A 26,983-nucleotide genomic window follows, 5' to 3' on the forward strand; every position below is an offset into this window, starting at 1 on the left:
GCGCTCCCACCGGACAGCGAAAGGACACCCCCGTGACCCTGCGAACCCCCATCCGCCGCCGCTTGGCCCCCCTGGCCGTACCGCTCGCCCTCGCCGCGGTCTGGCCCGGCCCCGCCTCCGCGGCCCCGTCGGCGTCCGGCCTGTACCTCGACCCGCACACGCAGGTGAGCACGTGGCTGGCGCAGAACCCCGGCGACGAGCGGGCTCCCCGCATCAAGGCGCACATCGCCGACGTGCCGCGGGCCACGTGGTTCGCCTCGTACGAGCCGCAGGGGGTCAAGGCCGACGTGCGGGCCGTGACCGGCGCGGCCGAGCAGGCCGGCCGGATTCCCGCCCTGGTCGCGTACATGATCCCCAACCGGGACTGCAACAGCCACTCCGCGGGCGGCGCCCCCGACCTGCCGCGGTACCAGGAGTGGATCACGCAGTTCGCCCAGGGGCTGGGCAGTGGCGAGGTCATCGTCCTGCTGGAGCCGGACGCCATCGTCCAGGCCACCCGCGGCGACCAGTGCCGGGGGGTCGACGTCCCGGCGCGGCTCGCCGCACTGAAGCAGGCCGGCGCGACCATCAAGCGGACCGCGCCGAACGCCAGGGTCTACTACGACGCCGGGCACAGCGGCTGGCAGGTGGATCCCCGGTACCTGCTGGAGGCGGGCGTGGCCCAGGGCGACGGCATCGTCACCAACGTCTCCAACTTCCGTACGACGGCGGACGAGACGGCCTACGGCAAGGCGCTGCTCGACAGGTTGGGCACGCCCTCGCTCGGCCTGGTCGTCGACACCAGCCGCAACGGCAACGGCCCCCACCCGAGCGCCGAGTGGTGCAACCCGGAGGGTCGGGCGCTCGGCACCCGGCCCACCCTGACGACCGGTGACCCGCAGGTCCACGGTTACCTGTGGGTCAAGCAGCCCGGCGAGTCGGACGGCAGCTGCCGCGGGTACAAGCCGGCCGGCCGGTTCGACCCGGTCCTCGCCGACCAGCTCGTGCGCAACGCGGCCGGCGGCTCCGGCCCCTCGGACCCGCAGCCGGAGCAGCCCGGCACCCGCGCCTGCGCGGCCGCGTACAGGCCCGGCTCGTCCTGGGGGACCGGCCACACCGCCGAGTTGGCCGTGACCAACGGCGGGGCGGCACTCGACGGATGGACGCTCACCTGGACCTTCCCGGCCGGCCAGCGGATGACGCAGCACTGGAACATGGCCGCCGTACAGGACGGCGCCACCGTCACCGCCCGGCCGGTCGCGCACAACACCCGGCTGGACCGGGACCGGACGGTGACCGTCGGGTACGCGGCCGACGGCGCTTTGGGCAAGCCGTCCCGAGTGACGCTCGACGGGACCTCCTGCACCGTCTCCTGACCCCGGTGCCGGGCGAGGCCGTCGCGACCGCCGGCGACGGGCGCGGGGGTCGTCGGCGCCGGGGCGGCCCCGCGCCCCCTGCCACGGGCGGCCCCGCGCCCACGGACCTGCCACGGGCGGCCCCGTGCCCCGGAGCGTGTCAGCGTGTCACGGGGGTGGCACCGCGTCCGGGGCGACTCCGAGGTGCGAGAGGCGTGCGGGCGGTGTGCCGGTGGGCGCGGGCCCGGCGGCACCTCCCGCCGCGCCCCCGGTGGTCGTGGCCGGAGGAGGTGGCCGGCGGGACGGGACGGGAGGACACTGGGACCCGGGGGTACCCGCGCACGACCGGCGTGCGGGCTTCTCCACGGACGGGACGCTGCTGATGAGCGACCAGTACCGCGACACGGACGGCCGGCGGATGCTGGCCGGCTTGTTGACCGCCAGCCACCTGATGCCCCTCGAACTGTTGCCGTCCAAGACGGCCGAGCACGCGGCGGCCGTGGGCTTCAGCCACGTGCTGGTCTACCTCGGTGACCTGCAGCGGGAGGTGCTGCGGCTGCTGACCGGTGAGGGCCTCGACGCCGGGCGGGGGGCCGTGGGCGAGGAGAGCGAGCTGAAGATAGACGGCACCGTGGCCGGGCGCGCCTACCAGCACGGGGACATCCTGCAGGCGGGCCCGGCGGGCCAGGACGGGAACCACTGGTGGGTCCCCCTCCTGGACGGCACCGAGCGGCTGGGCGTGCTGCGGGTCACCACCGCGCACGCCGACGCGCGCGCACGCGAGGACATGATCCTGCTCGCCTCGGTGCTCGCCCTGATCATCGACAGCAAGCGGCGCAGCAGCGACTCCCACGCGCGGCTGACGCGGACCCAGCCGCTGAACATCGCCGCCGAGATGCAGTGGCACCTGATGCCGCCGCGCAGCTACGCCGACGGCCGGGTGATGATCGCCGCCGCGATGGAGCCCGCCTACGCCATCAGCGGTGACGCCTACGACTACGCCACCGCGGGCCACGTGGTGCACCTGTCGATCCTGGACGCGATGGGCCACGACACCGCCGCCGGCCTGACCGCCCACCTGGCCATGGGCGCCTGCCGCAACGCGCGGCGCCAGGGCGCCGGGCTGGTCGAGATCTCGGAGCGGATCGAGGAGGCGCTGATCGAGCAGTACCACCAGAGGCGCTACGCCACCGGCATCCTCGCCGATCTCGACACCCGGACCGGCGTGCTGACCTGGGTCAACCGGGGCCACCACCCCCCGGTGATCATCCGCGGCGGGCGCTGGGGCACCCATCTGAGCTGCCGCCCCGCAACCCGATGGGCACCGACCTCGGCCTGCCCGTCACGCTGTGCCAGGACCAGCTGGAGCCGGGAGACCGGCTCGTGCTGTACACCGACGGCATCACCGAGGCCCGGGGTGCCGGTGACCAGGAGTTCGGGCTGCGCCGCTTCACCGACTTCCTCGTCCGCCGCCACGCGGACGGCCTGCCGGTGCCCGAGACCCTGCGCCGCCTCGTCCACGCCGTGCTCGAGTACCACGACGGCCGGTTGCAGGACGACGCCACCGTGCTGTTCTGCGAATGGCTCGGGCCGGCGGCGCACCCCACCGACCGGGCGGCGGCGCTGGCCGGTCTGCCGTCCCGGGACCCCGCGGGCCCGGGTCTCGGTGGGAGCGCCGCGCCGTGAACGAGGACCCGCGGGTGACCGTCCGGGAGGCCGCGGACCACGCGGCCGTGGTGACGGTGGCCGGCGCCCTGGACCTCCACACGGCCGACGGCTTCCACGCGCAGGCCGCCGCCGCGATGGCCACCCACCACCACCTGGTGCTGGACCTGACCCACCTGAGCTTCTGCGACTCCTCCGGCCTCAGCACGCTGCTGCGCCTGCTCCGACACGCCCGTACCGCCGACGCCGGCCTGGCGCTGGCCGCCGTGCCCGACCAGATGCGACGGTTGCTGGCCATCACCGGCGCGGACACCGTCTTCGCCCTGTACGACAGCCCGGCCGCGGCCCTGGCCGCCCACCACGAGACGGCCCGCCCCTGACGGACGGCGGCGGAACGGGCCGCCGTCGGCCGCCCGATCCCCGGGCCGCAGCCCGCGCCTGGGCGCGGTCGTGCGGTTCCCTCGACGTCGTTTGGGCCGCCAGCGCCCCCCGTGGAAAGCTGGGCGCCGTGACGACGACGGCGGACACGACCCGGGACACGGGCAAGGAGCGGCTGCTGTACGGGTGCATGGGTCTCGGTGGGAGCTGGGACACCGCCCCGTACGGCACGGCGGACATCGAGCAGGCCGAGGAGGCGGTCGCGGCCGCCCTCGACAGCGGCATCACGGTGTTCGACCACGCCGACATCTACCGGCACGGCAAGGCGGAGGCCGTGTTCGGGGAGGTGCTCGCCCGCGCACCGGGACTGCGGGAACGCATCGTCGTGCAGACCAAGTGCGGGATCCGGCCGGCCGACGGCGACCGGCCGGGCATGTACGACCTGCGGGGCGACAGCATCGTCCGCCGGGTCGAGGAGAGCCTCGCCCGTCTGCGCACCGACGTCATCGACGTCCTGCTGCTCCACCGGCCGGATCCGCTGGCCGACCCGGAGGACGTGGCCCGCGCGCTGATGTCGCTGCACGGGCAGGGGCTGGTGCGGGCGTTCGGCGTGTCCAACATGAGCGCCGCCCAGATCGCCCTCCTGCAGGCACACCTCGACGTCCCCCTGGTCGCCGACCAGTTGGAGATGAGCCTGCGCAGCAGGGACTGGCTGGAGTCCGGCGTGCTGGTGAACACCTCGCAGGCAGCGTCCGTCGGCTTCCCCCACGGAACGGTCGAGCACTGCCTCGCCCACGGGATCCGGCTGCAGGCCTGGGGCGCCCTCGCCCAGGGCCGCTTCACCGGCCGCCAGGAGACGGCCGCGGAGCACGCCACGGCGCGTCGCGTCGCCGCCCTCGCCGAGGCGAAGGGCACCACGCCGGAGACGATCCTCCTGTGGTGGCTGCAGCGGCACCCGGCGCGCATCGCGCCGGTCGTCGGCAGCGCCCGCCCGGACCGCATCCGCGCGTGCGCCGACGCGGCGCGGCGCGAGCCGGACCTCACCCACGAGGAGTGGTACGGGCTCTGGCTCAGCGCCCGTGGCACCGCCCTGCCGTGACGCCCGCCCGGACGGGGGCGCGCCGTGCGGGCACCGCTCGCTCGTGTGGGGGGTGACGCCGGCCGGGCGGACGGGCCACCCGCCTCCACCGCCCGCCACCACCGTCCGTGCCCGTCGGCGTGCTCCTGCTCCCGGCGCCCCGGGCCGCGGCGCCGTGCGGCGCCGCGGCCGGCCCCGCGCACCGGGTGGCCGTACGTCGCCGCGTCCGGCGAGAGGCCCGGCCGGCCCGCCGGAGTGACCGGTCCCGACGGGGGGCCCGCCTGCGGGTGCTCGTGGTCCGTTCGCAGCAGTACGGCGTGCGGGCGCGGTCGGGACGGGGAACCGTGGGGTGCGTGCCGGCGGGGTGTCGGCCGTTTCGGTCACAAGGAGCGAACGAGATGTCGGAACGCAGTACCGGGCTTCGCAGCCTGCACGACCTGGGTCTCGCCGCGTGGTTCGGCGGCTCGCTGATGGGTGCGGTCGGCCTGAACGGCGCGGCCCGCAACGAGGGCGGGACGTGGCGGGACACCGCCCGGATCGCCAGTGCCGGATGGGCGAAGTGGACGCCCGTCAACGCCGCGGCGATCGCCGTCCACCTGGTCGGGGCCACCGGTCTGCTGGCGGTGAACGCCGACCGGGTCGCCACCCAGCGGGGCGTGGGCGCGTCCACCGTGGCCAAGACGCTCCTGACCGGCGCGGCCCTGGCCGCCACCGCGTACAGCCGCGTCCTGGGCAAGAAGATCGAGCTCGCCTCCTCCGACAGTCCCGAGGACGCGGAGAAGGCCGCCGAGCACCCCGTCGACACCGACGAGGCGCAGCGCCGGCTGACCAGCATGCAGTGGGTGATCCCCGCCCTCACCGGCGGCCTGCTCGTCCTCAACGCCCTGCACGGCGAGCAGCAGCGCCCCGAGGAGCAGGCGCGCGGCAGGTGGGAGCGGGCCCGGTCGATGGTGCCGCCCATGCACATGGCGCACATGGCGCACATGTCGCACTGCGGGCGCCCGGCGGACTGACGCCGCCGTCCCGTCCGGTCCCCTCCGGTGCGGGACCCACGCCAGGTGGGGGACGAAACCTTGCGCACCCCCACAGAAGCGCCTCGTTTCCATCCCTTCGGAGCGGTTACCCCACTGACATGGCACGGACACCAGAACCAGGGCACAACGGAGACGACGTCCCCGGACGCCGCGACGGCAGCGACCAGTACCGGGACAGGGACCAGGACCGGCGGGGCGCCGAGCCCGACACCCCGCGCGAGTCGGACGGCATCGGCCCGGATCCGCAGGTGGAGCGCGACGCCCCCGACAACCCGACCGCCATGCCGAAGAGGTCGTGGCTCGCGGTGCTGAAGCGGACGGTCAAGGAGTTCACGGACGACGAGCTGACCGACCGGGCCGCGGCCCTGACGTACTACGGGGTCCTCTCCCTCTTCCCCGCCCTGCTGGTCCTGGTCTCCCTGCTGGGGATCGCGGGCAAGTCGGCCACGCAGCAGGTGATGGACAACCTGCAGAAGCTGGCACCCGGACCCGTCAGGGACATCATCACGAACGCCGTGGAGCAACTGCAGGGCAACGGCGGGACCGGCTCGCTCATGGCGATCGTCGGTCTGCTGCTGGCCGTGTGGTCGGCGTCCGGGTACATCGCCGCGTTCATCCGCTCCTCGAACGCCGTGTACGACATGCCCGAGGGCCGTCCCGTCTGGAAGGTGCTGCCCCTGCGCCTCGTCCTGACGGTGGTCCTGATGGTGCTGGCGGTCGTGAGCGCCCTGATCGTCGTCTTCACGGGCCCGCTCGCCCAGCGTGCGGGCTCCGCCCTCGGCGTGGGGGACACGGCGATGACGGTGTGGTCGATCGCGAAGTGGCCGGTCCTGGTCCTGCTCGTCACCATCATGATCGCGATCCTGTACTGGGCCGCTCCCAACGCCCGGGGCCGGGGGTTCAAGTGGATCACCCCCGGCAGCCTCCTCGCGCTGCTCCTGTGGATGATCGCCTCAGCCGGCTTCGCCCTGTACGTGGCGAACTTCGCCTCCTACAACAAGACCTACGGCACCCTCGCCGGTGTCATCGTCTTCCTGGTGTGGCTGTGGATCACCAACCTCGCGATCCTGCTGGGTCTGGAGTTCGACGCGGAGATGGCCCGTCAGCGCGCCATCGAAGGCGGCCACCCCACGACGGAGGAGCCGTACGTGCAGCCACGCGACACGGCCAAGTGGACCGAGGAGGACCACCGCCGTCTCGACTGACCGCGCGGCGGTCCGCTCACACGCGCCCCCGGGGCCGTCCCGCTCGTCGGGACGGCCCCGGGAGCCGTCCTGCGCGGATGAGTCCGGGGCCGGCAACCGGCCCTGCCCGGCGCGGGGCACGCGGGCCGCCGACCCGCCCGGCGGGAGGGGACACGGCAGTCGGCCCTGCCCGCGCCGGAGGGGCGGGGAGCCGGCCCGCCCGGCGGGAGGGGCCCGCGGGGGAAGGAGCGGCTCCCGCTTCCGTCGCAGCCGATCCGCCCGGATGCGTGTGCCGGTCGCGGAGCCGGGCAACCGGCGCTCATGATGGATCTCGATGATCTGCGGGAGGGCGACCGCCGGCTCACCCGCCGCGCGGCCCACTGGACCTCGCCCCTGGCGCGGCGGGTACTGCCCGCCGTCGAGACGGCGGCGCAGCGCACCAAGCTGTGGTGGGCCGCGGCGGCGGTCATGTCGGCGGCCGGCGGCTACCGGGAGAGGAAGGCCGCGGTGGCCGGATTGGCCGCCATGGGGCTGGCGGAGCTGGTGTCGAACGCCGTGTGCAAACAGCTCTACGAACGGCGGCGGCCTCCCGAGGAGCTGATCCCGCACGAGGACGTCCACGACCGGCCGGACAGTTCGTCGTTCCCCTCCGGGCACACCGCCGCCGCCGTCGGCTTCACCACCGGCGTCGCCCTCGTCCACCCCGCGTGGGGCGCCGTCTGCGCCGTCCCCGCCGCGGCGGTCGCGGTCCAGCGGGTCCACTCCGGCGCCCACTACCCGAGCGACGTCGCCGTCGGCGCCGTCATCGGTCTGGCCGGCGCGTGGCTCGTCCACGAGGCCCCGGCACTGTGGGTGCGCGCCAAGCTGTGAGCCGGGGCGGCACGGTCCCGCAGCGGTACGACGCGGGCCGGGGACCACGACGGAGCCTGGGGGATGACGACCGGCCCGGGACGCGGCGGGGGCCGCGACCGGTCCCCCGTTCCGGTCGCGGCCCCCGCCGCACAGGCGGCACGAGGCGGGTTCAGGAGCCGCAGCAGCCGCCCGCCGGGGCCGTTTCGGCGGTGACGGGCACGGTCGCGGGCGCGTCGAGCCGCACGAGCGGGGGCTCGGGCGTGGCGCAGCAGCCGCCGTCGGTACCGGGCTGCGCGTCGGGGGCGTCGAAGAGCCCCGCGCCGCCGCAGACCCCGGTCTCGGGGAGGGTCAGCTCGACGCGGTCGGCCGCGTCCAGGTCGCCGGCGAGCGCGGCGGCCACGGAGCGGACCTGCTCGTGGCCGGTCATGGCCAGGAAGGTGGGGGCGCGGCCGTAGGACTTCATGCCGACCAGGTACACGCCCTGGTCGGGGTGGGAGAGCTCGCGATGGCCGTGGGGGTAGACCGTGCCGCAGGAGTGCTGGTTGGGGTCGATCAGCGGGGCGAGCCGGACCGGGGCCTGGAGGCGCTCGTCGAGGTCGAGGCGGAGCTCGGACAGGAAGGACAGGTCCGGGCGGAACCCGGTGAGGGCGATCACCTCGTCGACGGGGTCCAGGCGGCGGCCGTCCTCGCCGACGAGGACCAGTCGGCCGTCCGGCGTCCGCTCGACGGCCCCCGTGCGGAAGCCCGTGACGGCGTCGGCGTGGCCGCGGTCGACGGCGGCCTTCGCCGCCAGGCCGAGGGCGCCCCGGGCGGGCAGCTGGTCGGCTTCGCCGCCGCCGAAGGTGGAGCCGGAGATGCCCCGCCGCAGGATCCACACCGCCTTCGTCCCGGCGCCGGCGTCCGACTCCGCGAGGTCGGCGAGGGAGGCGAGCGCGGTGAAGGCGGACGCGCCGGAGCCGACGACGGCGGTGCGCCGGCCCGCGTACCGGGCGCGGACGGCCGGGTCCTTGAGGTCGGGGACCCGGTAGGAGATCCGGTCGGCGGCCGCCTTCTCGCCGAGGGCGGGCAGACCGCTGCCACCGGCCGGGGACGGTGTGCGCCAGGTGCCCGAGGCGTCGATGACGGCGCGGGCGGAGATGCGCTCCTCGCGGCCGTCGGCGCGGGTGACGTGGACGACGAAGGGCTGGGCCTCGCGCCCGGCGTCGACGATGCGGTCACGGCCGGCGCGGGACACCCCGGTGACCGTCGCGCCGAGGTGCACCCGGTCGCCCAGGACCTCGGCGAGCGGCTGGAGGTACCACTCCGCCCAATCACCACCGGAGGGGTACGTGGCCGGGTCGGGTCGGGTCCAGCCGGTCGGGGCGAGGAGCTTCTCGGCGGCCGGGTCGACGACCTCGCTCCAGGGGGAGAACAGGCGGACGTGCGCCCACTCCCGCACCGCCGCCCCGGCGGCGGGCCCGGCCTCCAGGACCAGGGGCTCGATGCCCCGGCCGACCAGGTGGGCCGCGGCGGCCAGGCCGGTGGGCCCGGCTCCGATCACGACGACGGGCAGCTCGGCGGTGGCGGGCGCGTTCACGGCGACTCCTCGTTGATTCGACGAACGTCGATGGCTTGCACCGCCAGGATGACACCTGCATAGACGGGCGTCAACATAGACAGATGTCTATACAAGAGCCTCGCCACCTCTCCGACCCGGCCACCCCGCGCCCCCGACCCGGCAACCCCTCCCCCGTCTGCTTCGACGCGTGTCAACATAGACACATGTCGAACACGAAGGCGCTGCCGCTGCTCGGAGCCGACGCCCGGGGTGCGGTGCCGTGCTGCCCGCCGCTGACCGAGCGCCCGATGACCGCCGAGGAGGCCGAGACGGCCGCCCGGATGTTCAAGGCGCTCGGCGACCCGGTCCGCCTGCGGCTCTTCTCCGCCGTCGCCTCCCACGAGGGCGGCGAGGCGTGCGTCTGCGACATCTCCGACGTCGGCGTCTCCCAGCCGACCGTCTCCCACCACCTGAAGAAGCTCAAGGACGCGGGCCTGCTCTCCTCCGAGCGGCGCGGCACCTGGGTCTACTACCGCGTCGAACCGTCGGTGCTCGCCGCGATGGGCAAGCTCCTGGCCCCGCCGGCCGGGGCCTGACGACCACCGACGGACAGGGGAAGCAAGTGACCACGCTGATCGTGCCGCTCACCGCCGAACACGCCGACCAGGTCCTGGCGATCTACCAGGCGGGCATCGACGAGGGGGACGCCACCTTCGAGACCACCGCACCCACCTGGGAGGCGTTCGCCACGACCAGGCCGCCCGAGCACCGCTTCGCCGCGCTCGACGGGAGCGGGAGGGTGCTGGGCTGGGTCGCCGCGACGAAGGTCTCCGACCGGTGCGCCTACGCCGGCGTGGTCGAGCACTCCGTGTACGTCCACCCCGCCGCCCGCGGCCGGGGCGTCGCCTCCACCCTGCTCGGGGCCCTCATCGACGCCACCGAGCGGGCCGGGATCTGGACCATCCAGTCCGGCGTCTTCCCCGAGAACAGCGCCAGCCTCGCCGTCCACCGCCGCGCGGGCTTCCGCGTGGTCGGCACCCGGGAACGCATCGGCCGCCACCACGGCGTCTGGCGCGACGTGATCCTCGTCGAACGCCGCAGCCCCGCCATCACCTAGACCGGGCCCGGACGGCCGGACGTTCGACCGTTCGGATGCCCGGATCCCCGGAGGGGAGTGCGCGGCCGGTCCCGCGCCCCGGTCGCGGGCACGTCACCGGTCAGGACGCGGAGCGGGTCACGTCCGTCACGGATGACGCGCCCGTCCCGAACGCGCCGCGCCCGTGGGCGTCATTCCTGGCGCAGGTGCGTCACCAGGTCCCGGGGGAGGCCGTGGGTGTCGTGGAGGTAGTGGAGGTCCTCCTCGTCGAGCGGGCCCCGGAAGCGGGGCCGGGCGAGGACCTGCCGGCCGCGCTCCAGGAGCCGGCGGAAGCGCCGCTCCTCCTCCAGGAGCGTCCGGGACACGAAGTCCGGGTCCGTGCCCTGCCGGAAGCGGTCCAGGGTGTGCCGGACCAGCTCGTCCGGCAGGTCGCCCAGGCTGCGCGACGGGTCGTCCCGCCACAGCACCGTCAGCACCCGCCGCACCAGGCGCCGCAGGACGTACCCGCGCCCGGTGGGGGCCGGGTGGACCCCGTCGCCGAGCACGACGACGGCCGAGCGCAGGTGGTCGCAGACGAGGCGGAGTGACGGCTCGTCGAGTGACGGCCACAGGGCCGGCACGGAGCGGCGCCACGGGGCGAAGACGTCACTCTCGTGCACGGAGGACCGGCCCTGCAGGAGGGCGGCCAGTCGCTCCAGGCCGAGACCGGTGTCGACGTTGCGCTGGGGCAGCGGTAGGAGCGAGCCGTCGTCGAGTCGGCGGTGGCGCATCATCACGTGGTTCCACACCTCCACCCACCGGTCGTCGCGGGTGGGCGTCGACTCGGGCGGGGTGTCGCCGGTCCACAGGAACACCTCCGAATCGGGGCCGCACGGGCCGGTGGGCCCGTTGGACCACCAGTTGTCCTCCACGGTGAGTTCGACGGGGACGCCGAGGCCCTCCCACAGGTCGACGGAGGACGTGTCCGGTCCCACCCGGTCGTCACCGGCGTAGGCCGTGGCGTGCAGCATCACCGGATCGACGCCGAGCCCCTCGGTGAGCAGCTCGTACCCCCAGGCGAGGCTCTGCCGGCCCTCGTAGTCGCCCAGCGACCAGGTGCCGAGCATCTCGAAGACGGTCAGGTGGGTGGGGTCACCGACCTCTTCCAGGTCGGTGGTGCGCAGGCAGCGCTGGACGTCGACCAGCCGCCTGCCGAGGGGATGGGGGCGTCCTTCCAGGTAGGGGGTGAGCGGATGCATGCCGGAGGTGGTGAACAGCACCGGGTCGCCGGGCGGCGGCAGCAGCGTCGAGCCGGTGACGCGGCGGTGGCCGCGCTCCTCGAAGTACTCGACGAACGTGCGGACGATCTGCTCGGTCTGCATGGGGGTGGCTCCTTCGCGTCGCAGCGGGGAGGCGCCGGACAACGGAACCGCGCAGTCGTCGAAACCGGGGCGTCGAACGCCACGGGTCCACCGGCGGACCGTTTCCGGTCGCCGGTGGGACGGGGTACGTCAGGCGGCGGCAACCGGCGAGCTGGTCGCTCGCGCGGTCGCGGTGGTGCTTCGGCCGGTGACGTGCATACGGCCACGGTAACGCGCCCCGTCCGTGGGGGCAGCCGGTTTTCGCGCCGTACGGTCGGCTCGGCCCGCCCGCGCCGTTCGACGAGCGACGGTCCGCGCCCCGGCGCCGGCGGTGATCCGCGTGCCCCGCCGCCCCGAGGCGCGACGCGCACGGTGGGCGGCACGCCGGCGCGCCGCCCGGCGCCGGCGGATCGCCGGCGCGTCAGGCCCGTTCGCGGAGGTACACCTCCAGTTCCGCGGCGCCGGTCAGCATCGCCCGCCCCCGGGCGGACAGCCGGCCGTGCCAGTCGGACAGCGTGCCCTCCAGCGGCTGCACTCCCCCGGCCGTCCGCACCCGGGTGATCAGCGGGGCGATCCGCTCCAGCGGGTAGCCGCCCCGTCTGAGCTGGTGGACCAGCCGGGCGTCCCGGACGTCGGCCTCGTCGTAGACCCGGTACCCGGTCAGCGGGTCGCGGCGCGGGTGGACCAGTCCGACGCGCTCCCAGGTGCGCAGGGTCGCGGGTCTGATCCCGAGTCCGGCCGCGAGGGGCCCGATGAACGTGCCGCCCGGCCCGGCCGCCGCCGCGCCGGGCGGGACTCCGCCGCCGCGTCCCAGGTCGCGCAGGGCGTCCTCCACGGCCCGCAGGGTCCGGCGGTCGTCGAGGAGCCGGGCGTGGCTCTCGTCGATGAGGTGGAACGCCTCCTCGGACCGGTCCGCGTGGACCGCCCGCATGATCGACGCCGCCGTGCGGTGGCCGTGGCCGGGCACGAGCGCGAGGAACGCGCGCAGGGCCGCCGCGTGCAGCGGGGTGTAGGCGCGGTAGCCGCTCGGGGTGCGGTCGGCGGCCGGGAGGATGCCGGCCTCCTCGTAGTTCCTGACCGCCTGGGTCGACAGACCGTGCCGGCGCGCCAGGTCGACCGGCCGGAGCCGTCGACCACTTTGAGGGTTGTGCGTCATCGTTCCCCCGTGACCCTGGGCCGGACGGCGAAAAGTCTCCACCGTAACTTCAACGATAGCGTTGAAGGCATGGTCACCGACATCACGGAAACCGTCCACGCGGTCGACGCCGCCGCCGTCATGGCGCTGCTCCCGGCCCCACCGCGACTGCTCGCCCTGGGCGAGCCCACCCACGACGAGGAGGCCCTCCTCGACCTGCGCAACGACCTCTTCCGGCACCTCGTCGAGCAGGAGGGCTTCGGCACCATCGCGATCGAGAGCGACTGCCTGAAGGGCCTGGTCGTCGACGACTACGTCACCGGGGGCGGGGGCACCCTCGACTGGGTCATGGAGCACGGCTTCAGCCACGGTTGGGGCGCCCACGCGGGCAACCGCGAGCTCGTGCGCTGGATGCGCGCCCACAACACCGGCCGGCCCCCGTCCGAGCGGCTCCGCTTCGCCGGCTTCGACGGACCGCTGGAGATCACCGGCGCCGCCAGCCCCCGGCAGGCCCTCACCGCGCTCCACGACCACCTCTCGACCCGGGTGGACGCGGCCCTGCTCCCCTGCACCACGGCGACGCTCGACCGGCTGCTCGGCACCGACGACCGGTGGACGGACCCCGCCGCGATGACGGACCCGTCCCGGTCCGTGGGGCAGTCCAGCGAGGCCCGTCGGCTGCGGGTGGTCGTCGACGACCTGGTGGCGCTGCTCGACGCGCAGGCGCCGCACCTGCTCACGGCGGGTTCGCGCGGCGACTGGGACCGGGCGCGCCTGTACGGGCGCACCGCCCTCGGACTGCTGCGCTACCACCACTGGATGGCCGACGCCTCATCCGCGCGCCTGACCCGGCTGGTGGGGGTGCGCGACCAGATGATGGCCGACAACCTCCTCGCCCTGGCCGCTCGGGGCCCGGCGCTCGTCCACGCGCACAACTCCCACCTCCAGCGGGCGAAGAGCTCGATGCGGATGGGCGGGATGCCGCTGGAGTGGTGGAGCGCGGGTGCGCTGGTGAGTGCCCGGCTCGGCGAGGAGTACGCCGTCGTGGCCACGGCCCTCGGGACGCTGCGGCACCGGGGCGTCGACGTCCCGCCACCGGACACGGTCGAAGGGATCCTGTACGCGCGGCCCGAGGAGCGGTGCCTCGTCGACGCGCCAGGGCTGGCCGCCGCCCTCGGTGACGTGCCTCTCGCACCCCGCGTGTCCCCCTGGTTCGGCTACGCCCCGTTCGACCCGGCGCACCTGGCCGGCACCGACGGACTGGTGTTCGTCAGGGACGTCGTGGGGGGCTGAGGGGCCCGGCGGAGCAGGCGGTGGCGGACACGCCCGACTTGATAGGCAAGTCGCTACTTGCCTATCGTGGCGGTCATGGCGGAGGATGTGTTCAAGGCGCTGGCCGACCCCACTCGTCGGCGCATCCTCGACGAGCTGGTCGAGCGGGACGGCCAGACCCTGTTCGAGCTCTGCGCGCGACTGGTGACCACACACGGCATCGGACTGTCCCGCCAGGCGATCAGCCAGCACCTGGCCGTGCTGGAGGCGGCCGGTCTGGTCCTCCCACGACGCGAGGGCCGCTACAAGTTCCACGACGTGAACACCGAACCCCTCGAGCACATCGTCAACCGGTGGCTCAGGCCCGATGCATCGGAGGACAGCCCATGAGGATCCACCTGTCCAGCGTCTTCGTGGACGACCAGGAGAAGGCGGTGCGCTTCTACACCGACGTACTCGGCTTCGTGCGGAAGCACGACGTCCCGCTGGGCGAGGACCGCTGGCTGACCGTGGTCTCGCCGGAGGACCCCGACGGGACCGAACTGCTCCTGGAGCCCTCCGGCCACCCCGCGGTGCAGCCGTACAAGACGGCGCTGGTCGAGGACGGCATCCCGGCCACCTCCTTCGCCGTCGACGACGTGCGCGCGGAGTACCACCGGCTGCGCGCGCTCGGGGTGCGCTTCACCCAGGAGCCGCTGGAGATGGGGCCGGTCACCACCGCCGTCCTCGACGACACCTGCGGCAACCTCATCCAGCTCGTCCACAGCGCGTAGGGCGGGACCGGCCCGGGCCCCCGCGCACGCCCCCTCGGGGGTGGGGGGACCTTCCGGCGGCGCTCCGGAGTGCCCCTCCTCGACACCACATGATCGACTTCCCGCACCGGCAACACCCGGGAGCGGACGATCAGTCGGGGCTTCGCGTCGGGTACTCCGCGGGGATCGCGGGAGTGGTGCAGTTCTTCGTCCTCCACGTCGTCGTCGAGTCCGCGTGGGCGCGACCGTACAGCTGGGCCCGGAACGACATCAGCGACCTCGGCGGCGCGCACTGCGCCCTCCGGGCGGAGCCCGAGCCCCGGTACGTCTGCTCCCCCGAGCACGCCCTGGTGAACGCCTCGTTCGTCGCCCTGGGCGCCCTCCTCGTCGTCGGCGCCGTCCTCACCTCCGGCCCGTGGCGCCGGGGCGCCGCGGGCGCCGTCGCCCGGTGCCTGCCCGTGGGCGCCGGTGCGGGCTTCGTGCCGGCCGGGCCGGCTCCCGCCGACGTCGACGAGAACCAGCACCTCCTGGGCGCCCTCCTCATCATGGGCACCGGCAACATCGGGCTGGTGGCGGCCGGTTCCGGCCTGGCGGACGACGTCCCGCGCGCGCTGCGCCGGGTGACGGGCCTGCTGGGCGTCGTGGCGCTCGCCGCCTTCGGGCTCTTCCTCTCCCACCGGTACCTCGGTCTGGGCAGGGGCGGCATGGAGAGGGTCGCGACGCTCCCGATCCTCCTGTGGACGCTGGCCCTCGCGGTCCGCGGCCTGCGGCGCCGGGCACCACGAGCCGGCGACGGGCCCGCCCCCCGGCGGGGGGCCGCACGCCTAGGGGAAGCGGCCGTCACGGACCGGGGCCGCGGCGTCCGGGCGATGGGCGCCGGGACCAGCCGGGGCCCGGCGCTCGCCGAGGACGGCCCGGATGACGTGTCGGGCGTTGCGGGCCATGGCCGGGTTGGTCGTGCGGTAGCAGGGCAGCGCCACCAGTGCCTGCGAGAGCGTCCGCCCGCGGCCGCGTACCCAGGTCGCGTCGTCCACGCCGAGCCGCGCGCGGAAGGCCTCCCGGGCGTCGGGTGGCAGGAGGTTCCACGCCGGGAACAGGTCGCACGCCGGATCGCCCGTTCCCGCGCACCCGAAGTCGATCACCGCGCTCAACCTGCCGCGGCGCACGAGCAGGTTCCCCGGCATCAGATCGCCGTGCAGCCACACCGGCGGTCCGTCCCAGGCCGGGGCCCGCAGCGCCTCCTCCCACACGGCGGTCGCGGCGTCGCAGTCGACCTCCTCCCCCGGTGTGCGGCGCAGCTCCTCGATCGCCGCGCGGGTCTCCGCGTCCAGGGAGGAGACCGGGCCGCCGCGGTGGGCCCGGGGCCCGTCCGGCAGCCTGAGGCTCCGCATGGCGGCCACGAACCCGGCGAGGTCCTCCGCCAGCCGCAGGGGTTCGGGCGGCGCCGCCTCGTCGGGGGGACCGCCCGGCAGCCACCGGTACACGGACCACGGCCACGGGTACCCCTCCGCCGGCTCCCCCGCCCCGAGCACCTCCGGGACGGCGACGGGCAGCCGCGGCGCGAGCCGGGGCAGCCACCGCCGCTCCAGCTCCACGTCGCCGGCCGCGCCGGCGACCAGCGGCAGCCGTACGACCATGTCGTCGCCCAGCCGGTACATGGCGTTGACCGTGCCGCCGGAGGGGAACCGGCGCACCGGCGACCCGGCCCAGCGGGGGAACTGCCCGGCGACCAGCCGCCGTACGAGGTCGTCGTCGATGGGGTGCCGGCCGGGGTGCATGCGTGCTGCGTCCATGCGACCCCATCCGACCGGCGGCGGGCCGTGGGCGTCCACCTTTTTTCCGGTCGGGCCGGGGAGGGCGGCGCCGGAGGTCCGTCAGAGGCTCTGCAGGAGGGCGTAGGCCGTCGGGATCAGGGCGTTGGTGGAGCCGTGGCGGCGGTTGCAGACGGCGGCGAGCGCGCTGCTCCGGTCCGGTCGGAAGCCGAGGAAGGAGGTCTGGCCGCAGGTGGCGCCGCTGTGGAAGTACATCGTGCCGCCGTCGGCCGCCGGGTGCCGGAACCACGTCAGGGTGTGGGTGTGGCGGTGCCCGAATCCCCGGCGCAGTACGGGACGGCGCACCTCGTGGAGCGCCTCGGCGAGGGGCGTGCCGTCGGGGGCGAGGTGCGCTTCGAGGAAGGTGAGCAGGTCGTGAGGGGTGGCCCGGACCGCGCCCGCCGCCTGGAAGCCGCCGATCCGCAGGGGTGGGGTGGGGGTCGTGCCGTCGGTGCGGTACCCGGTGGCGTCGGTGCCGGGGCCGGCCGGTCGCAGCCCGGTCCCCGTGAGGTCCAGGGGGCGCAGGAGGTGGTCGGTGACCAGCTCCTCCCAGGGGGTCGCCGTGGCGGCGGCGAGTGCGTGGCCGAGGACGGCGACGCCGAAGTTCGAGTACCGCCAGCGTGTGCCCGGCGCGTGGCGCGGACGGCTCCGCAGGAAGGCGCGGACGACCTTGCGGGAGGGGTAGCCGGCGTACGGGTCGGTACCCCACCGGGGCAGGGCCTGGGCGTAGAAGTCGGCGGGGAGCGGCGGCAGTCCGCTGGTGTGGGTGACGAGGTGGGTGAGGGTGATGGGGCCGCGCGGTCCGACGGTCGTGCCGTGCTCGGGGCGCAGGTAGGCCGAGGCCGGGTCGGTCCCGTGCAGCACCCCGAGGTGGACGAGGTGGGCGAGCAGCAGTCCGGTGTACGGCTTGGACGCCGAGCCGAGTTCGTAGCGCAGGCGCTCGCGCGGCGTGGGTGGCGGGGGGCCGGTGCCGCCGCAGCGGACCGTGCGGTGGCCGTGGCGGGACAGGGCGAAGACGACGTCCGGGGCGTCGACCGCGCGCACGGCGTCGTCCAGCCGTGCGGCGTCGGTCTCCCGCGTCCCGGTGGCCGGGGCGCGGGAGACCGGGTCGACGGTGGTCGGCGCGGTCACGAGGGGGCCCCGTCGACCAGGGCGGTGAAGGCGCGCGAGGTGGCCAGTACGGAGGCGAACGCGGCGACCAGCGTGGAGTGGTAGACGATGTCGAACACCTCTTCCGGGTCGCCCTCGGGCATGCCGCCGATGGCCGGCATGGCGCCGTCGGGCTGCTGGGCCGCGGCGAACGCCTCCCACGTGGCGGCGTCCAGCGTGGGGCGGGTCAGGCAGGCGTCCACGACGAGCAGCTCCCCGAGCAGGTCCCAGCGTTCCAGGTCGGTCCAGTCGTCGAGCCAGGCGGGCAGCCACAGGTCGAGGTAGCGGGCGATGTCCGGGGGGAGGCCGGCGGGGTTCTCGCCCCAGTCGGTCAGGTGGAAGACGGTGTGGGTGATGTCGTACCCGGTGCGGGTGTCGACCGTCCACGGCTCCGGGGTGTGGGCGAGCCAGGTGCGGCGGGCCGCTTCGTCCTCGGGCATGGTCGGGGTGAGTCCGTAGCGGCGTTCGAAGGCGCTCAGGCACAGTCGGCGGGCGGGGAGGAGCTCCGCGGCCTGCCAGCTGCCGAGGCGGTGGTTGAGCCGGATCAGGCGGTCCAGCTCGGGGTGCTCGTATCCGAGTTCCCTGAACGGCAGGTAGACCTCGAAGGGGATGGGCGAGAGGGATTCGATCCGCTGGCCGCGGACCAACATGCGGCCCCCGTCCAGGACGTCCCGCCAGGCGTGGTCGAGGAGCTGGCGGGCGAGCGCGGCGTGGCGGGAGCCGGCGACGCCCTCCCGGAACAGGACCTTGCAGATGACGGCGAGTTCCCCGACGGGCTTGAAGCGGTCGAGGAAGCCGGTCTCCGGGTTGACGTCCGGTTCGAGGCCGAACCCGTCACGGTGGGCGTGCAGCCACTCCAACGCGCCCGTGCCGACCGATTGGATCAGACGGATCCCGGCCGTGCCCGTCGTGCCGTCGGTGCCGGTCGGGCCGCCCGCGCCGGTGGTGCCGCTCATGCCGGTGCCTCCCGGGGGGTGTGCCGGTCGTCGCCGCGGGGGTGGCCGGTGCGGCGGGCCGCGGTCAGGGTGGCGGCGAAGACGGTCACCAGCGTCGAGTGGTAGCAGTTGACGAAGACGCGCGGGACGTCCTCACCGCGCGGCCCGCGGCCGACCTCGGGCACGGCGCCGTCCCCGTCCTGCGCGGCGGCCAGAGCCGCCCACGCCTCCTCGGTGGCGTCCGGATCGGGTGGGCGCGGCAGGCTGGCGGCGACGGCGAGCAGTTCGCCGCAGAGGTCCCACTGCTCGGCTTCGACGCACGTGTCGAGCCAGGGCGGCAGCCAGGTGTGCAGGTAGGCGGCGATGTCGTCGGGGACGGCGTCGGGGTGGTGGCCCCAGTCCGTCAGGTGGAACACGACGTGCGTGAGGGTGTAGGCGGCGGACTTCTCGAAGAGCCACGGCTCGGGGAGGGCCCCGAGCCACGTGTGCCGCAGCGGCTCGTCCATCGGCCGGCGCGGCGCCAGCCCGGCGCGGTGCTCCGAGTTCAGGAGGCCGAGCAGGCGGTTGGGGAGCAGCTCCGGGGTGCGCCAGCCGCGGGTGCGCACGAGCAGGCCGACCAGTTCTTCGTACGGCGGGTGGCGCAGTCCCGCGTCGGCGAACGCCGCGTACACCTCCAGGGGGTACGTGGCGTTCGGTTCGAGGCGCTGGACGTCGAGGAAGAGGGCGCCGTCGCCGGCCTCGTGCCAGGCGTGGTGCACCAGGGCGGTCGCCGCCCCGTGGAACGGCGAGCCCGGGGCCGTGCTGCGGCGGACGCAGACGCACAGCTGGGCCAGTTCGCCGACGCGCTTCCACGAGGCGTTGGGGTCGGCGTCCGGCTCCAGCGCATGTGGCCCGAGACGGAAGTCGGCGCGGTGGGCTGACAGCCAGCTCAACGCGGCACCGGCCACAGCGGTCAGATCCGTCGGGCCGGTCCGGCCGGTCGGATCGGTCCGGCGCGTCTTGTCCGTCGGCTCGGTCCCACCCGTCGGACGCGTACGGCCCGGCCGGCCCGTCAGGTCTGTCGGGCCTCCGCGGGGCGGGCCCGCGGGTGGCGGTGTCATCGGGCGTCCCCCCGGGCCTGCGCCCGCCCGTGCCGGGCGGCGTGGAGGTGCAGGGCCACGCGGGGGTCGTCGCCGCCCATCGCCGCGACGAACTCCAGCCCGGTGTCGAGCCCCAGCGTGTCCGGGACGTCGTCCAGGACCGACAGCCAGCGGCCCGCCCCGGCCGCCTGCAGCCAGCCCCGGCGGCGTACGGCACGGACGAAGCCGCGCGCGATGTCGACGGTACGCCGACCGGCGGCGCGAACCAGAGCGCTCTCCACCGTCGCGGGCGCGGTCGGCACGGAGGACGCCTGGGCAGCGGCCGGCACCGGGGGCAGCGCGAGGCCGGCGAGAAGCGCCAGCTGATGGGTGAGGGACTGCCAGGGCAGGGTGTCCACCCATGCGGTGTCGGGTTCGTCGTCGTGCGGGACGATGGCCGCGGTGCCGAGGTCGCGCAGGGTGCGCGTCATCCCCCAGTGGGTCCAGCGCGAGGTGACCGACGCGTCCGGGGCGGGTGGGAAGGCGATGACCGCCTTCTCGAAGAGTGCGAGGTCGTCGGGGTGCGGTGGGCTCGTGCCGAGGGTGCCGGGCAGCAGGGCGTCGGGGCCGAGGACGCGTACGGCCGCGAGCAGGAGGTCCTCGTCGCTGGTGACGGACGCCGCCGTACCGGCGAACACCGCCGAGTGGTCTCCGCCCCGGAGGGCGGAGACCACCTGGGAAGCGAGGTCCTGCACAGCGCCCGCCAGGGGCGTCTGAGTGCCGGGACTCTCCATGCCGTTACCCGTCAGCGCTTCTTGGGACGGGGAGCAGGCGGTGACAGCAGCAGGCTGCCGGAGCCGCCCTTCAGGGCAAGTGCCGCACATTCGCGGGTGTCACGGTAGAAGCCCTGGGCCTCGCCAGGGTTCAGCACCTGTTCGACCTCGGTGTCGAGCGCGGCCTTGACTTGGTCACGGGTCACGTTGTCCTGCGTCGCCATACCCCACCATCTCCTTTGGAGTGGGCAGTTTTCCTTGCACATCCAGCGCAGCACACACAGGCCGACCTCGCAAATCACCCTTTGGGTGATTTGTCAATTAAAACAATGGTAAAGCCAGGTTTAATCACCTGGTTGCCCTCGAGCTCCCGGCGGGCGGATGCGCCGGCGAGCCCTCGCGCGCACAGTGGCGGAGAGGGCGTGTCACCCCAACGGGCGCCGGGCCGGGGGCCGGTGCTCGTACGGCCGCCGTCGGCCCGACGGAGGCGGCGGCACGCGGACGCGGCCTGCGGGCCCATCGGCGTGATCGCCGACGAACCCCAAGGCACCGACCTCCGGGGCCAATTGACATCACGGGCGCGTCAATCGCCGTGATCTCGGTGTTGGTCATGGCCCACGGAGCGGTGGGAGGCTGGCGCCACCGCCGATCCCGGCGACGTGACCCGCGGCGAGAGGTGGCCCCCATGCCCGTCTTCGAGACGACGACCGGTCCGGTACGGGGCCTGCGCGCGTCCGCCGACGTCGTCGCCGTCCTCGGGATCCCGTACGCCGCCCCGCCGTTCGGCGCCGACCGCTTCCGGGCGCCGCGCCCGGCACGGGCGTGGACGGAGATCCGGGACTGCACCTCCTTCGGCCCGGTGGCCCCCCAGTCGGCCCGACTGCCCGGCGCCCCGGCGTGGTCGCCCGGTGACGAGGACGTGCTCACCGTCAACGTCTGGACGCCCGCGCGCGTCGGCGGACGCCTGCCCGTGCTGGTGTGGATCCACGGCGGCGCGTACACCTTCGGCTCCTCGGCCCAACCCGACTTCGACGGCACCGCGCCGGCGCGCGCCGGTCTGGTGGTGGTCACCCTCAACTACCGGGTGGGGTTCGAGGGCTTCGGACACGTACCGGCCGACGAGCCGGACCACGCGGAAGCCGGCACCCCGGGCGACGGCACGAACGCCCACCCGGACAACCGGGGCCTGCTCGACCAGGTCGCGGCCCTGCGCTGGGTACGCGACAACATCGCCGCGTTCGGCGGGGATCCCGGCAACGTCACGGTCGCCGGCCAGTCCGCCGGAGCCACGTCCGTCGCCTGCCTGATGGTGATGGACCGGGCCCGGCGCCTGTTCCACCGGGCCATCGCGCACAGCGCCGCCAGCCCGTTCGCCACCCCCGGCACGGCCGCGGCGACGACCCGTGAGGTCGCCGCTGCCGCGGGGTGCGCCGCCACGGCCCGGGGCCTGGCCTCCACCAGCCCGCAGGCCCTGGTCGCCGCCTCCGACCGGGTCGTGGACGCCTACCGGAACGACCCGGCGTCCGGCTCCCGCCACTACGACCCCGTGCTCTACGCCCCCGTCCTCGACGGCGACGTCCTGCCCACCGACCCCCTCGCACGGCTGGCCGCCGGCGCGGCCCGCGACGTGGACCTGCTGGTCTGTCACACGACCGAGGAGTACTGGCTGCTCGACGCCGTCGGCAGCAGCGCCAAGGTCACCACCGACGAGCGGCTCGCCCGTTTCGCCGAGGACTTCGGCCTCCCCGAGGGCCTGGTCGCCGGCTACCGCGCGGCCATGCCCCACGCCCCGGTGCTCGACGTCTACCTCGCCGTCTTCGGCGACCTGGTGTTCGGCGAGTTCACCACCCGGCTCGCCGAACTGCACGCACGGGGCGGCGGCAGGGTGTTCCGGTCACGCTTCGACCGTCGGCGCCGCGAGCCGGACGGGGTGGTACGGGCCTGGCACTGCGCCGACGTGCCGTTCGCCTTCGGCACCCTGGACTGTCCCCACGTGGAGTTCCTCATCGGCGGTCCACCGACCCCCGCCGACCGCGAACTGGCGGGGCGCATGGTGCGTGCCTGGGCCGACTTCGCCGCCACCGGGGAGCCGGGCTGGCCGCCGGCGGACGGGCCCTCCGCCCGCAGCCACGTCTGGACCACCGAGGGGACCGGGGCCGACGAGGCGCCCACCGCCGTACGCGACCTGTGGGCCCGCGTCGAATTCCCGCTCCTGCGGCCGTGAACCGACGGCCGACCCGGACCCGGTGACCGGCCGCCAGGACGGCCGGACGGGGTCACGGGGTCCGGGCCCGGCCGCCAGGGCGGCGGCACCGAGTCCGATCGGCACGGCGGTCGGGCGGCCCTGCGTCCGGTCGGCCCCGCGGTCGAAGCGCCGGGCCGCCGTACACACCGCCGTCACGCGGTGCGGGTGCGGAGCCGTCGTGTCGTCACCCATCGGGCGTAGAGCAGATGGGCGACGACCTCCGCGGTCAGGACCGCGACGACCTGCCAGGGCGCGAGGTGCCCCGCGACGCCGACGACCAGGAGCGGGACGCCGACGCCGGGCACCGCCCAGGTCGCCACGAGCAGGGGGCGGCGGCCGAAGCGCAGGGCGATGCAGGCGTGTGCGGTGTGGTAGAGCGCCAGGCCCCCGGCGAGGGCGACCACCGCGCCGTGGGCGAGGTGCCCGTGCCCCTGTCCGGCCTCCTCCACGGCGGTGGCCAGACCGCCCGCCATGGCCACGACCCCCGCGGTGACGAAGAAGTGGAGGAAGGCGGTGACGTCCCGGGCGAGCGGGACGGCCCTGTCGACCGCCGCCGCACGCAACACGGTCTCCGCCGCCGCGGACCCGAAGTCGAAGTAGGACCACCACAGGGCGGCCAGCATGACGAAGCCGACGAGCGCCACCCACGCGGCAGCAGCGGTCCACTCGGTGTCCAGCGCCCCGATCAGCCCGACGACCGACTCGCCGAACACGATGATCACGAAGAGCCCCACGCGCTCCACCAGGTGCCCCACGTGCAGTCTGCGCGGCAGCCCGGCGCTCCGCTCCACGAACAGCACCCCGATCTCGGCCGCGAGCAGCACGCCCCAGATGACGAACCGCCACGGGACCGGCACCAGGACCGACGCGGCCCAGCCGACGGCCGGGACGAGGCAGTACACCAGCGGTCGCCACCTCGGCACGAGCGCGTCGCCGGGGTGGAGGGGCCGGGTGGTGGAGGGCCACCACAACCCGAGCAGGACGACGCGGGAGCCGGCGTAACCGAGGGCGTACGCGGTGGAGCGTTCCCCCGTGGCCTCGGTGACGGCGACCGTCATGACCGCGAGGCTGAGCATGGCGGTGAGCATGAGGAGCCGACGGCGCGCGGTGTCGTCCTCGAAGAGGTTGGCGGCCACCGTGAGGTTGATCCACGCCCACCAGGGCGGCAGGTAGAGCGCCAGGAAGACCGCGAAGTCGGCCGGCCCGGGGTCGCCGTGCAACGAGTGGGCGAGCTGGCCGGCCAAGGCCACGAACACGAGGTCGAAGAACAGCTCCAGCCACCCCGCGTGCCTGCTGTGCTCCACCCCTGAGGCAGTGGGGGACGTGCCGTGACCAGCTCCATACCCTTCCATAATCAGACATACCACCACAGCGACCACCCGGCGGCCACCACCCCACTCGGCCCGACACCACGGTCACGCCGCCGGACGCGCCGACCGGAGCGCGCCTCCCGAGCGCTCCGCCGGCCGACTTCCCCCACTCCTCGGTCAACCCGCCCCCAGCGCGTGACGACGTCGCGACACCCGTCCGGGAGACGGACCCGTAGGGCCGGGTGGAAGACGAGCACCTTGCGGCCAGAGATCGCCAGCCCCGAGCGCGGCCTTCGTGCGGCCTGGGTGAACGATCGCGAAAGGACGGGATACCGCGTCAAGCTCCGCCTTGAAACGGACCCGCTCAGGGTAGCCGGATGGTTCGGGGTCGACGCATTCCCGGACGGAAGACCGATGGGTGCTGGAGGGCGCGGCCGGACGGGTCGATGACAGGTCGTCCGAGCCGTCGTGCCCCTCGAACCCGCCGGCTGATCCTCGGCCGGCAGCTCCCTGGGGGTGCGTGCGTTCGCGTCGGTCAAGGTGTCGTCGAGGACGCGGGGGACGCATGGTGCCGTGCACCGGCGACGATGAGCGAGACGTTCTGCCCACCGAAACCGAAGGAATTGCTGAGCACGGCCTCCTGGGGGACGTCTCGTCGCTCCACGACGACATCGAGATCGATGTCGGGATCGACGCCGGCCGCGGTGAGGTTACGGGTCGGCGGGATGACGCCGTGCTCCACGCTGAGGACGGCGATGAGCGCTTCGATCGCACCGGCGGCGCCGAAGAGATGACCGAGCGCCGCCTTGGGTGCTGTCACGGTGGCGCGGCCGAAGACCTCCCCGATCGCGTGCGCCTCGGCGACGTCGCCGACCGGAGTCCCGGTGGCATGGGCATTGATGTGGCTGATCCGCTCGGGAGCCAGACCGGCTTGTGCGAGGGCCTTCCGCATGGCCGAGATCTGACCGGAGCCGTCGGCCGCGGGCGCCGTGATGTGGTGGGCGTCGGCGGCGATGCCGGCGCCGGCGAGAACCGCGTGGACGCGCGCGCCCCGGGCGTCGGCGTGCTCGGCGCTTTCCAGCACCATGACAGCCGCGCCTTCACTGAGGACGAATCCGCTGCGGTCCGCGGCGAACGGCCGGGACGCGGAAGCGGGTTCGACGGTATGCCGGGACAGTGCTTTCGCCTGGGCGAAGCCGGCAACGGTGATCGGTGTGATCGCGGCTTCGGTCCCGCCCGCGATCACCACGTCCGCCTCGCCGGCACGGATGAGCCTGGCCCCCAGGGCGATCGCCTCTGCGCCGGAAGAGCACGCCGAGACGGGCGTGTAGACACCGGCCCGTGCACCGTATTCGATACTTATCAGCGCCGCCGCCGCATTGGGCATGAGCATGGGGACCGTGCGCGGCGAGACGCGCCGGGTCCCGGACGCCTCCAGTACGTCGTCTTCCTGCAACAGCGTCCGTACGCCCCCGATGCCCGTGCCGATCGCCGACGCGAGCCGGTCCGGTTCCACCTCCGGGGCCCCGGCGTCGGCCCATGCCTCGGCCGCTGCGGCCAAAGCCGCCTGCTGTGAGCGGTCGAGCCGCCTGGCCTGCACCGGCGGCAGCGACTCGGCGGGGTCGATCGCCATCGTCCCCGCGACGGTGTCGGGGAGGCCGGCATCCTCGTGGCCCCGCAGGACGCCGCCACGGATGCCGGACTCGCCGGCGAGCAGGGCGTCCCAGGTGGACGCCACGTCTGCCCCGAGTGGTGTGATCGCTCCGAGTCCGGTGACGACGACTTCAGTCCGGCGCATGCCCCTCACTCTTTCTTGTATGCGATACAAGCGAACCCCCTTGTTGTATCACATACAATTCGAGTGTGGAGAAGAAGCGAACCGAAGCCCGGTCAACGTCGATTCGGTCGCGTGACCGCGGTCGCGCGACGAGGCGCCGGCTGATCGAGGCAACCGCACGGCTCTGCAGGGAACGGCCCGGCGCCGAGGTGAGCGTCGCGGAGATCGCCGACGCGGCGGGCGCCTTCCCCAACCAGGTCACGTACTACTTCGGCTCCAAGGACGCGCTCCTCGTGCACGCCGCCTTTCTCGGCCTGCTGCACGATGCCCGACGGATCGAGCGCATCGGTCGCCAAGCCCCGGACGCGGCGACGTTTCGGCGCAACATCGCCCGCGCCGTACTGGCCATGCCCTCGCTCCCGTCCGTCACGCGAGCACTCGCCGCCGGGATCTCCAAGCCCGAACTCGCCCCCGTGGTCGACCGGCACCTGCAGCTGCTGTTCCGGCAATCCGAGCGCTTCGTGAGCCAGCTCGTCGACAGTCGCGGCTGGAGGGTCCGTCGACCGCTCACCGTGGAAGCCAGGACGTTCTGGAGCACCGCGCTCGGTGCGGTGCTCCTCGTCCGCGCCGGGGCACACGGCACCGTCGGCGACCTCGACCTCGCGGGAACCCTGACCATCCACGACGCGCCCGATCCCGCCTAGTGTCTGTTGCGAAGTTCGTTGATGATCACGTCTGTGGGACGTGGGGATCTGACGAACGGCCAGTGGGGGACCCAGGCCGTGTTTGAGAAGGGGGCTTCGCCCGCAACCTCACCATCCGGATGGCCTCCCGCGACTTCCCCGGACGGCCGACCAGACAGGTCAGCGAGTTCTCAAACACGGCCTGGCCGGACCTGCCAGATCAGGAAGCCGTCGATGCCCTGGTTGCTGCTGTGGTGGGTGACACGGCAGAGGCCGTCGCAGCGGTCCCCTTGAGAGGGGCGTACGGCGAAGCCTTGTGTGCCTCGCGGACCACGCGCACAGGTACACCTTCGATGTGGCTGGTCACCAGGGCGGCGTTTGCCGCTGCCGTCACGGCTCAGGTCGGCTACCTGCAGGGCTTGATGACAGGTCATTATCGGCCGTTTCGTGTGGGTCAAGGGTGGATGGCGGGCCCCGCGGAGCGATGAGGAGCGCCGGAGCAGTGGCGGAGAACTGACGGTTCCGTCCTCGTAAGGAGTGGGACGCCGGGGCGCCCTGCCCGGGCACCTCTCCGGCAGGCTCGGA

24 protein-coding genes and 2 pseudogenes are annotated in these 26,983 nt (G+C 74.4%); 15 read left to right on the forward strand and 11 right to left on the reverse strand.

What is annotated here, in order from left to right:
* Positions 1 to 32 precede the first annotated feature (32 nt).
* From ACF053_RS01045 to ACF053_RS01075, 7 genes and pseudogenes are all read left to right on the forward strand, one after another.
* Positions 33 to 1,355: a glycoside hydrolase family 6 protein gene (locus tag ACF053_RS01045; RefSeq protein ID WP_391951821.1), complete on the forward strand. Its 1,323-nt coding sequence runs from the start codon at positions 33 to 35 to the stop codon at positions 1,353 to 1,355.
* A 358-nt stretch (positions 1,356 to 1,713) separates the two neighbouring features.
* Positions 1,714 to 3,020, forward strand: a pseudogene (locus ACF053_RS01050) (PP2C family protein-serine/threonine phosphatase).
* Positions 3,017 to 3,379, forward strand: coding sequence for an STAS domain-containing protein (locus ACF053_RS01055; protein WP_391951822.1), 363 nt, complete (start codon positions 3,017 to 3,019; stop codon positions 3,377 to 3,379). Before ACF053_RS01050 ends, ACF053_RS01055 begins: the two are co-directional and overlap by 4 nt.
* Before the next feature lie 128 nt (positions 3,380 to 3,507).
* Positions 3,508 to 4,476 carry an aldo/keto reductase gene (locus ACF053_RS01060; RefSeq protein WP_391951823.1) on the forward strand — a complete coding sequence of 323 codons (969 nt, stop codon included), beginning with the start codon at positions 3,508 to 3,510 and terminating at the stop codon, positions 4,474 to 4,476.
* 377 nt (positions 4,477 to 4,853) lie between these two features.
* On the forward strand, positions 4,854 to 5,468 hold the full coding sequence (locus ACF053_RS01065) for a hypothetical protein (RefSeq protein WP_391951824.1): 615 nt from the start codon (positions 4,854 to 4,856) through the stop codon (positions 5,466 to 5,468).
* Between the two features lie 119 nt (positions 5,469 to 5,587).
* Complete coding sequence (locus ACF053_RS01070) at positions 5,588 to 6,694, forward strand: YihY/virulence factor BrkB family protein (RefSeq protein ID WP_391951825.1); 1,107 nt, start codon at positions 5,588 to 5,590, stop codon at positions 6,692 to 6,694.
* Positions 6,695 to 6,994: 300 nt separating this feature from the next.
* Positions 6,995 to 7,543, forward strand: coding sequence for a phosphatase PAP2 family protein (locus tag ACF053_RS01075; protein WP_391951826.1), 549 nt, complete (start codon positions 6,995 to 6,997; stop codon positions 7,541 to 7,543).
* Between the two features lie 151 nt (positions 7,544 to 7,694).
* Here the strand turns inward: ACF053_RS01075 and ACF053_RS01080 are convergent, their stop codons facing one another.
* Positions 7,695 to 9,101: an NAD(P)-binding domain-containing protein gene (locus ACF053_RS01080; protein WP_391951827.1), complete on the reverse strand. Its 1,407-nt coding sequence runs from the start codon at positions 9,099 to 9,101 to the stop codon at positions 7,695 to 7,697.
* Between the two features lie 185 nt (positions 9,102 to 9,286).
* Between ACF053_RS01080 and ACF053_RS01085 the strand changes: the two genes are divergently transcribed.
* Both ACF053_RS01085 and ACF053_RS01090 read left to right on the forward strand, forming a co-directional pair.
* Entirely contained in the window at positions 9,287 to 9,658 is a 372-nt protein-coding gene (locus tag ACF053_RS01085; RefSeq protein WP_391951828.1) for an ArsR/SmtB family transcription factor, read from the forward strand.
* Positions 9,659 to 9,693: 35 nt separating this feature from the next.
* Positions 9,694 to 10,179: a GNAT family N-acetyltransferase gene (locus ACF053_RS01090; protein ID WP_391952612.1), complete on the forward strand. Its 486-nt coding sequence runs from the start codon at positions 9,694 to 9,696 to the stop codon at positions 10,177 to 10,179.
* Positions 10,180 to 10,349: 170 nt separating this feature from the next.
* Here ACF053_RS01090 and ACF053_RS01095 read toward each other — a convergent pair whose 3' ends face one another.
* Together ACF053_RS01095 and ACF053_RS01100 are read right to left on the reverse strand one after the other, a co-directional pair.
* Positions 10,350 to 11,519, reverse strand: coding sequence for an alanine--tRNA ligase-related protein (locus ACF053_RS01095; RefSeq protein ID WP_391951829.1), 1,170 nt, complete (start codon positions 11,517 to 11,519; stop codon positions 10,350 to 10,352).
* A gap of 400 nt (positions 11,520 to 11,919) precedes the next feature.
* Entirely contained in the window at positions 11,920 to 12,654 is a 735-nt protein-coding gene (locus ACF053_RS01100; RefSeq protein ID WP_391951830.1) for a TioE family transcriptional regulator, read from the reverse strand.
* A 69-nt stretch (positions 12,655 to 12,723) separates the two neighbouring features.
* Between ACF053_RS01100 and ACF053_RS01105 the strand changes: the two genes are divergently transcribed.
* The 4 genes and pseudogenes from ACF053_RS01105 to ACF053_RS01120 form a co-directional block, all read left to right on the forward strand.
* Positions 12,724 to 13,926: an erythromycin esterase family protein gene (locus ACF053_RS01105; protein ID WP_391951831.1), complete on the forward strand. Its 1,203-nt coding sequence runs from the start codon at positions 12,724 to 12,726 to the stop codon at positions 13,924 to 13,926.
* A 75-nt stretch (positions 13,927 to 14,001) separates the two neighbouring features.
* Positions 14,002 to 14,295, forward strand: coding sequence for an ArsR/SmtB family transcription factor (locus ACF053_RS01110; protein ID WP_391951832.1), 294 nt, complete (start codon positions 14,002 to 14,004; stop codon positions 14,293 to 14,295).
* The gene (locus ACF053_RS01115; RefSeq protein WP_391951833.1) at positions 14,292 to 14,678 is read left to right on the forward strand and encodes a VOC family protein; all 387 of its coding nucleotides are present in this window, start codon (positions 14,292 to 14,294) and stop codon (positions 14,676 to 14,678) included. Before ACF053_RS01110 ends, ACF053_RS01115 begins: the two co-directional genes overlap by 4 nt.
* 89 nt (positions 14,679 to 14,767) lie before the next feature.
* Positions 14,768 to 15,403 (forward strand): annotated as a pseudogene (locus ACF053_RS01120) (DUF998 domain-containing protein); the annotation flags it as partial.
* Positions 15,404 to 15,481: 78 nt separating this feature from the next.
* On the opposite strand, the gene ACF053_RS01125 reads toward ACF053_RS01120, so the two are convergent.
* The 6 genes from ACF053_RS01125 to ACF053_RS01150 form a co-directional block, all read right to left on the reverse strand.
* The gene (locus ACF053_RS01125; protein ID WP_391952613.1) at positions 15,482 to 16,435 is read right to left on the reverse strand and encodes an aminoglycoside phosphotransferase family protein; all 954 of its coding nucleotides are present in this window, start codon (positions 16,433 to 16,435) and stop codon (positions 15,482 to 15,484) included.
* Positions 16,436 to 16,531: 96 nt separating this feature from the next.
* Entirely contained in the window at positions 16,532 to 17,599 is a 1,068-nt protein-coding gene (locus ACF053_RS01130; protein WP_391951834.1) for a serine hydrolase domain-containing protein, read from the reverse strand.
* Positions 17,596 to 18,573: a DUF6895 family protein gene (locus ACF053_RS01135; protein ID WP_391951835.1), complete on the reverse strand. Its 978-nt coding sequence runs from the start codon at positions 18,571 to 18,573 to the stop codon at positions 17,596 to 17,598. The genes ACF053_RS01130 and ACF053_RS01135 overlap by 4 nt, the downstream gene beginning before the upstream one ends.
* A complete protein-coding gene (locus tag ACF053_RS01140; protein WP_391951836.1) occupies positions 18,570 to 19,484 on the reverse strand; it encodes a DUF6895 family protein in 915 nt (304 codons plus the stop codon). The genes ACF053_RS01135 and ACF053_RS01140 overlap by 4 nt, the downstream gene beginning before the upstream one ends.
* Positions 19,485 to 19,648: 164 nt before the next feature.
* On the reverse strand, positions 19,649 to 20,404 hold the full coding sequence (locus tag ACF053_RS01145) for a hypothetical protein (protein WP_391951837.1): 756 nt from the start codon (positions 20,402 to 20,404) through the stop codon (positions 19,649 to 19,651).
* An 11-nt stretch (positions 20,405 to 20,415) separates the two neighbouring features.
* Entirely contained in the window at positions 20,416 to 20,607 is a 192-nt protein-coding gene (locus tag ACF053_RS01150) for a hypothetical protein (RefSeq protein WP_391951838.1), read from the reverse strand.
* Positions 20,608 to 21,068: 461 nt separating this feature from the next.
* On the opposite strand from ACF053_RS01150, the gene ACF053_RS01155 reads away from it, so the two are divergent.
* Positions 21,069 to 22,607, forward strand: a complete 1,539-nt coding sequence (locus tag ACF053_RS01155) for a carboxylesterase/lipase family protein (RefSeq protein WP_391951839.1) — start codon at positions 21,069 to 21,071, stop codon at positions 22,605 to 22,607.
* 173 nt (positions 22,608 to 22,780) lie between these two features.
* On the opposite strand, the gene ACF053_RS01160 is transcribed toward ACF053_RS01155, so the two are convergent.
* Positions 22,781 to 23,932 (reverse strand): low temperature requirement protein A, encoded by a 1,152-nt coding sequence (locus ACF053_RS01160; protein WP_391951840.1) that lies wholly within the window; start codon positions 23,930 to 23,932, stop codon positions 22,781 to 22,783.
* Positions 23,933 to 24,473: 541 nt separating this feature from the next.
* On the reverse strand, positions 24,474 to 25,736 hold the full coding sequence (locus ACF053_RS01165; protein ID WP_391951841.1) for a beta-ketoacyl-[acyl-carrier-protein] synthase family protein: 1,263 nt from the start codon (positions 25,734 to 25,736) through the stop codon (positions 24,474 to 24,476).
* Between the two features lie 65 nt (positions 25,737 to 25,801).
* On the opposite strand from ACF053_RS01165, the gene ACF053_RS01170 reads away from it, so the two are divergent.
* On the forward strand, positions 25,802 to 26,419 hold the full coding sequence (locus tag ACF053_RS01170) for a TetR/AcrR family transcriptional regulator C-terminal domain-containing protein (RefSeq protein WP_391951842.1): 618 nt from the start codon (positions 25,802 to 25,804) through the stop codon (positions 26,417 to 26,419).
* Positions 26,420 to 26,983 lie beyond the last annotated feature (564 nt).

Source organism: Streptomyces kanasensis, assembly GCF_043077165.1.
Lineage (GTDB): Bacteria > Actinomycetota > Actinomycetes > Streptomycetales > Streptomycetaceae > Streptomyces > Streptomyces changanensis.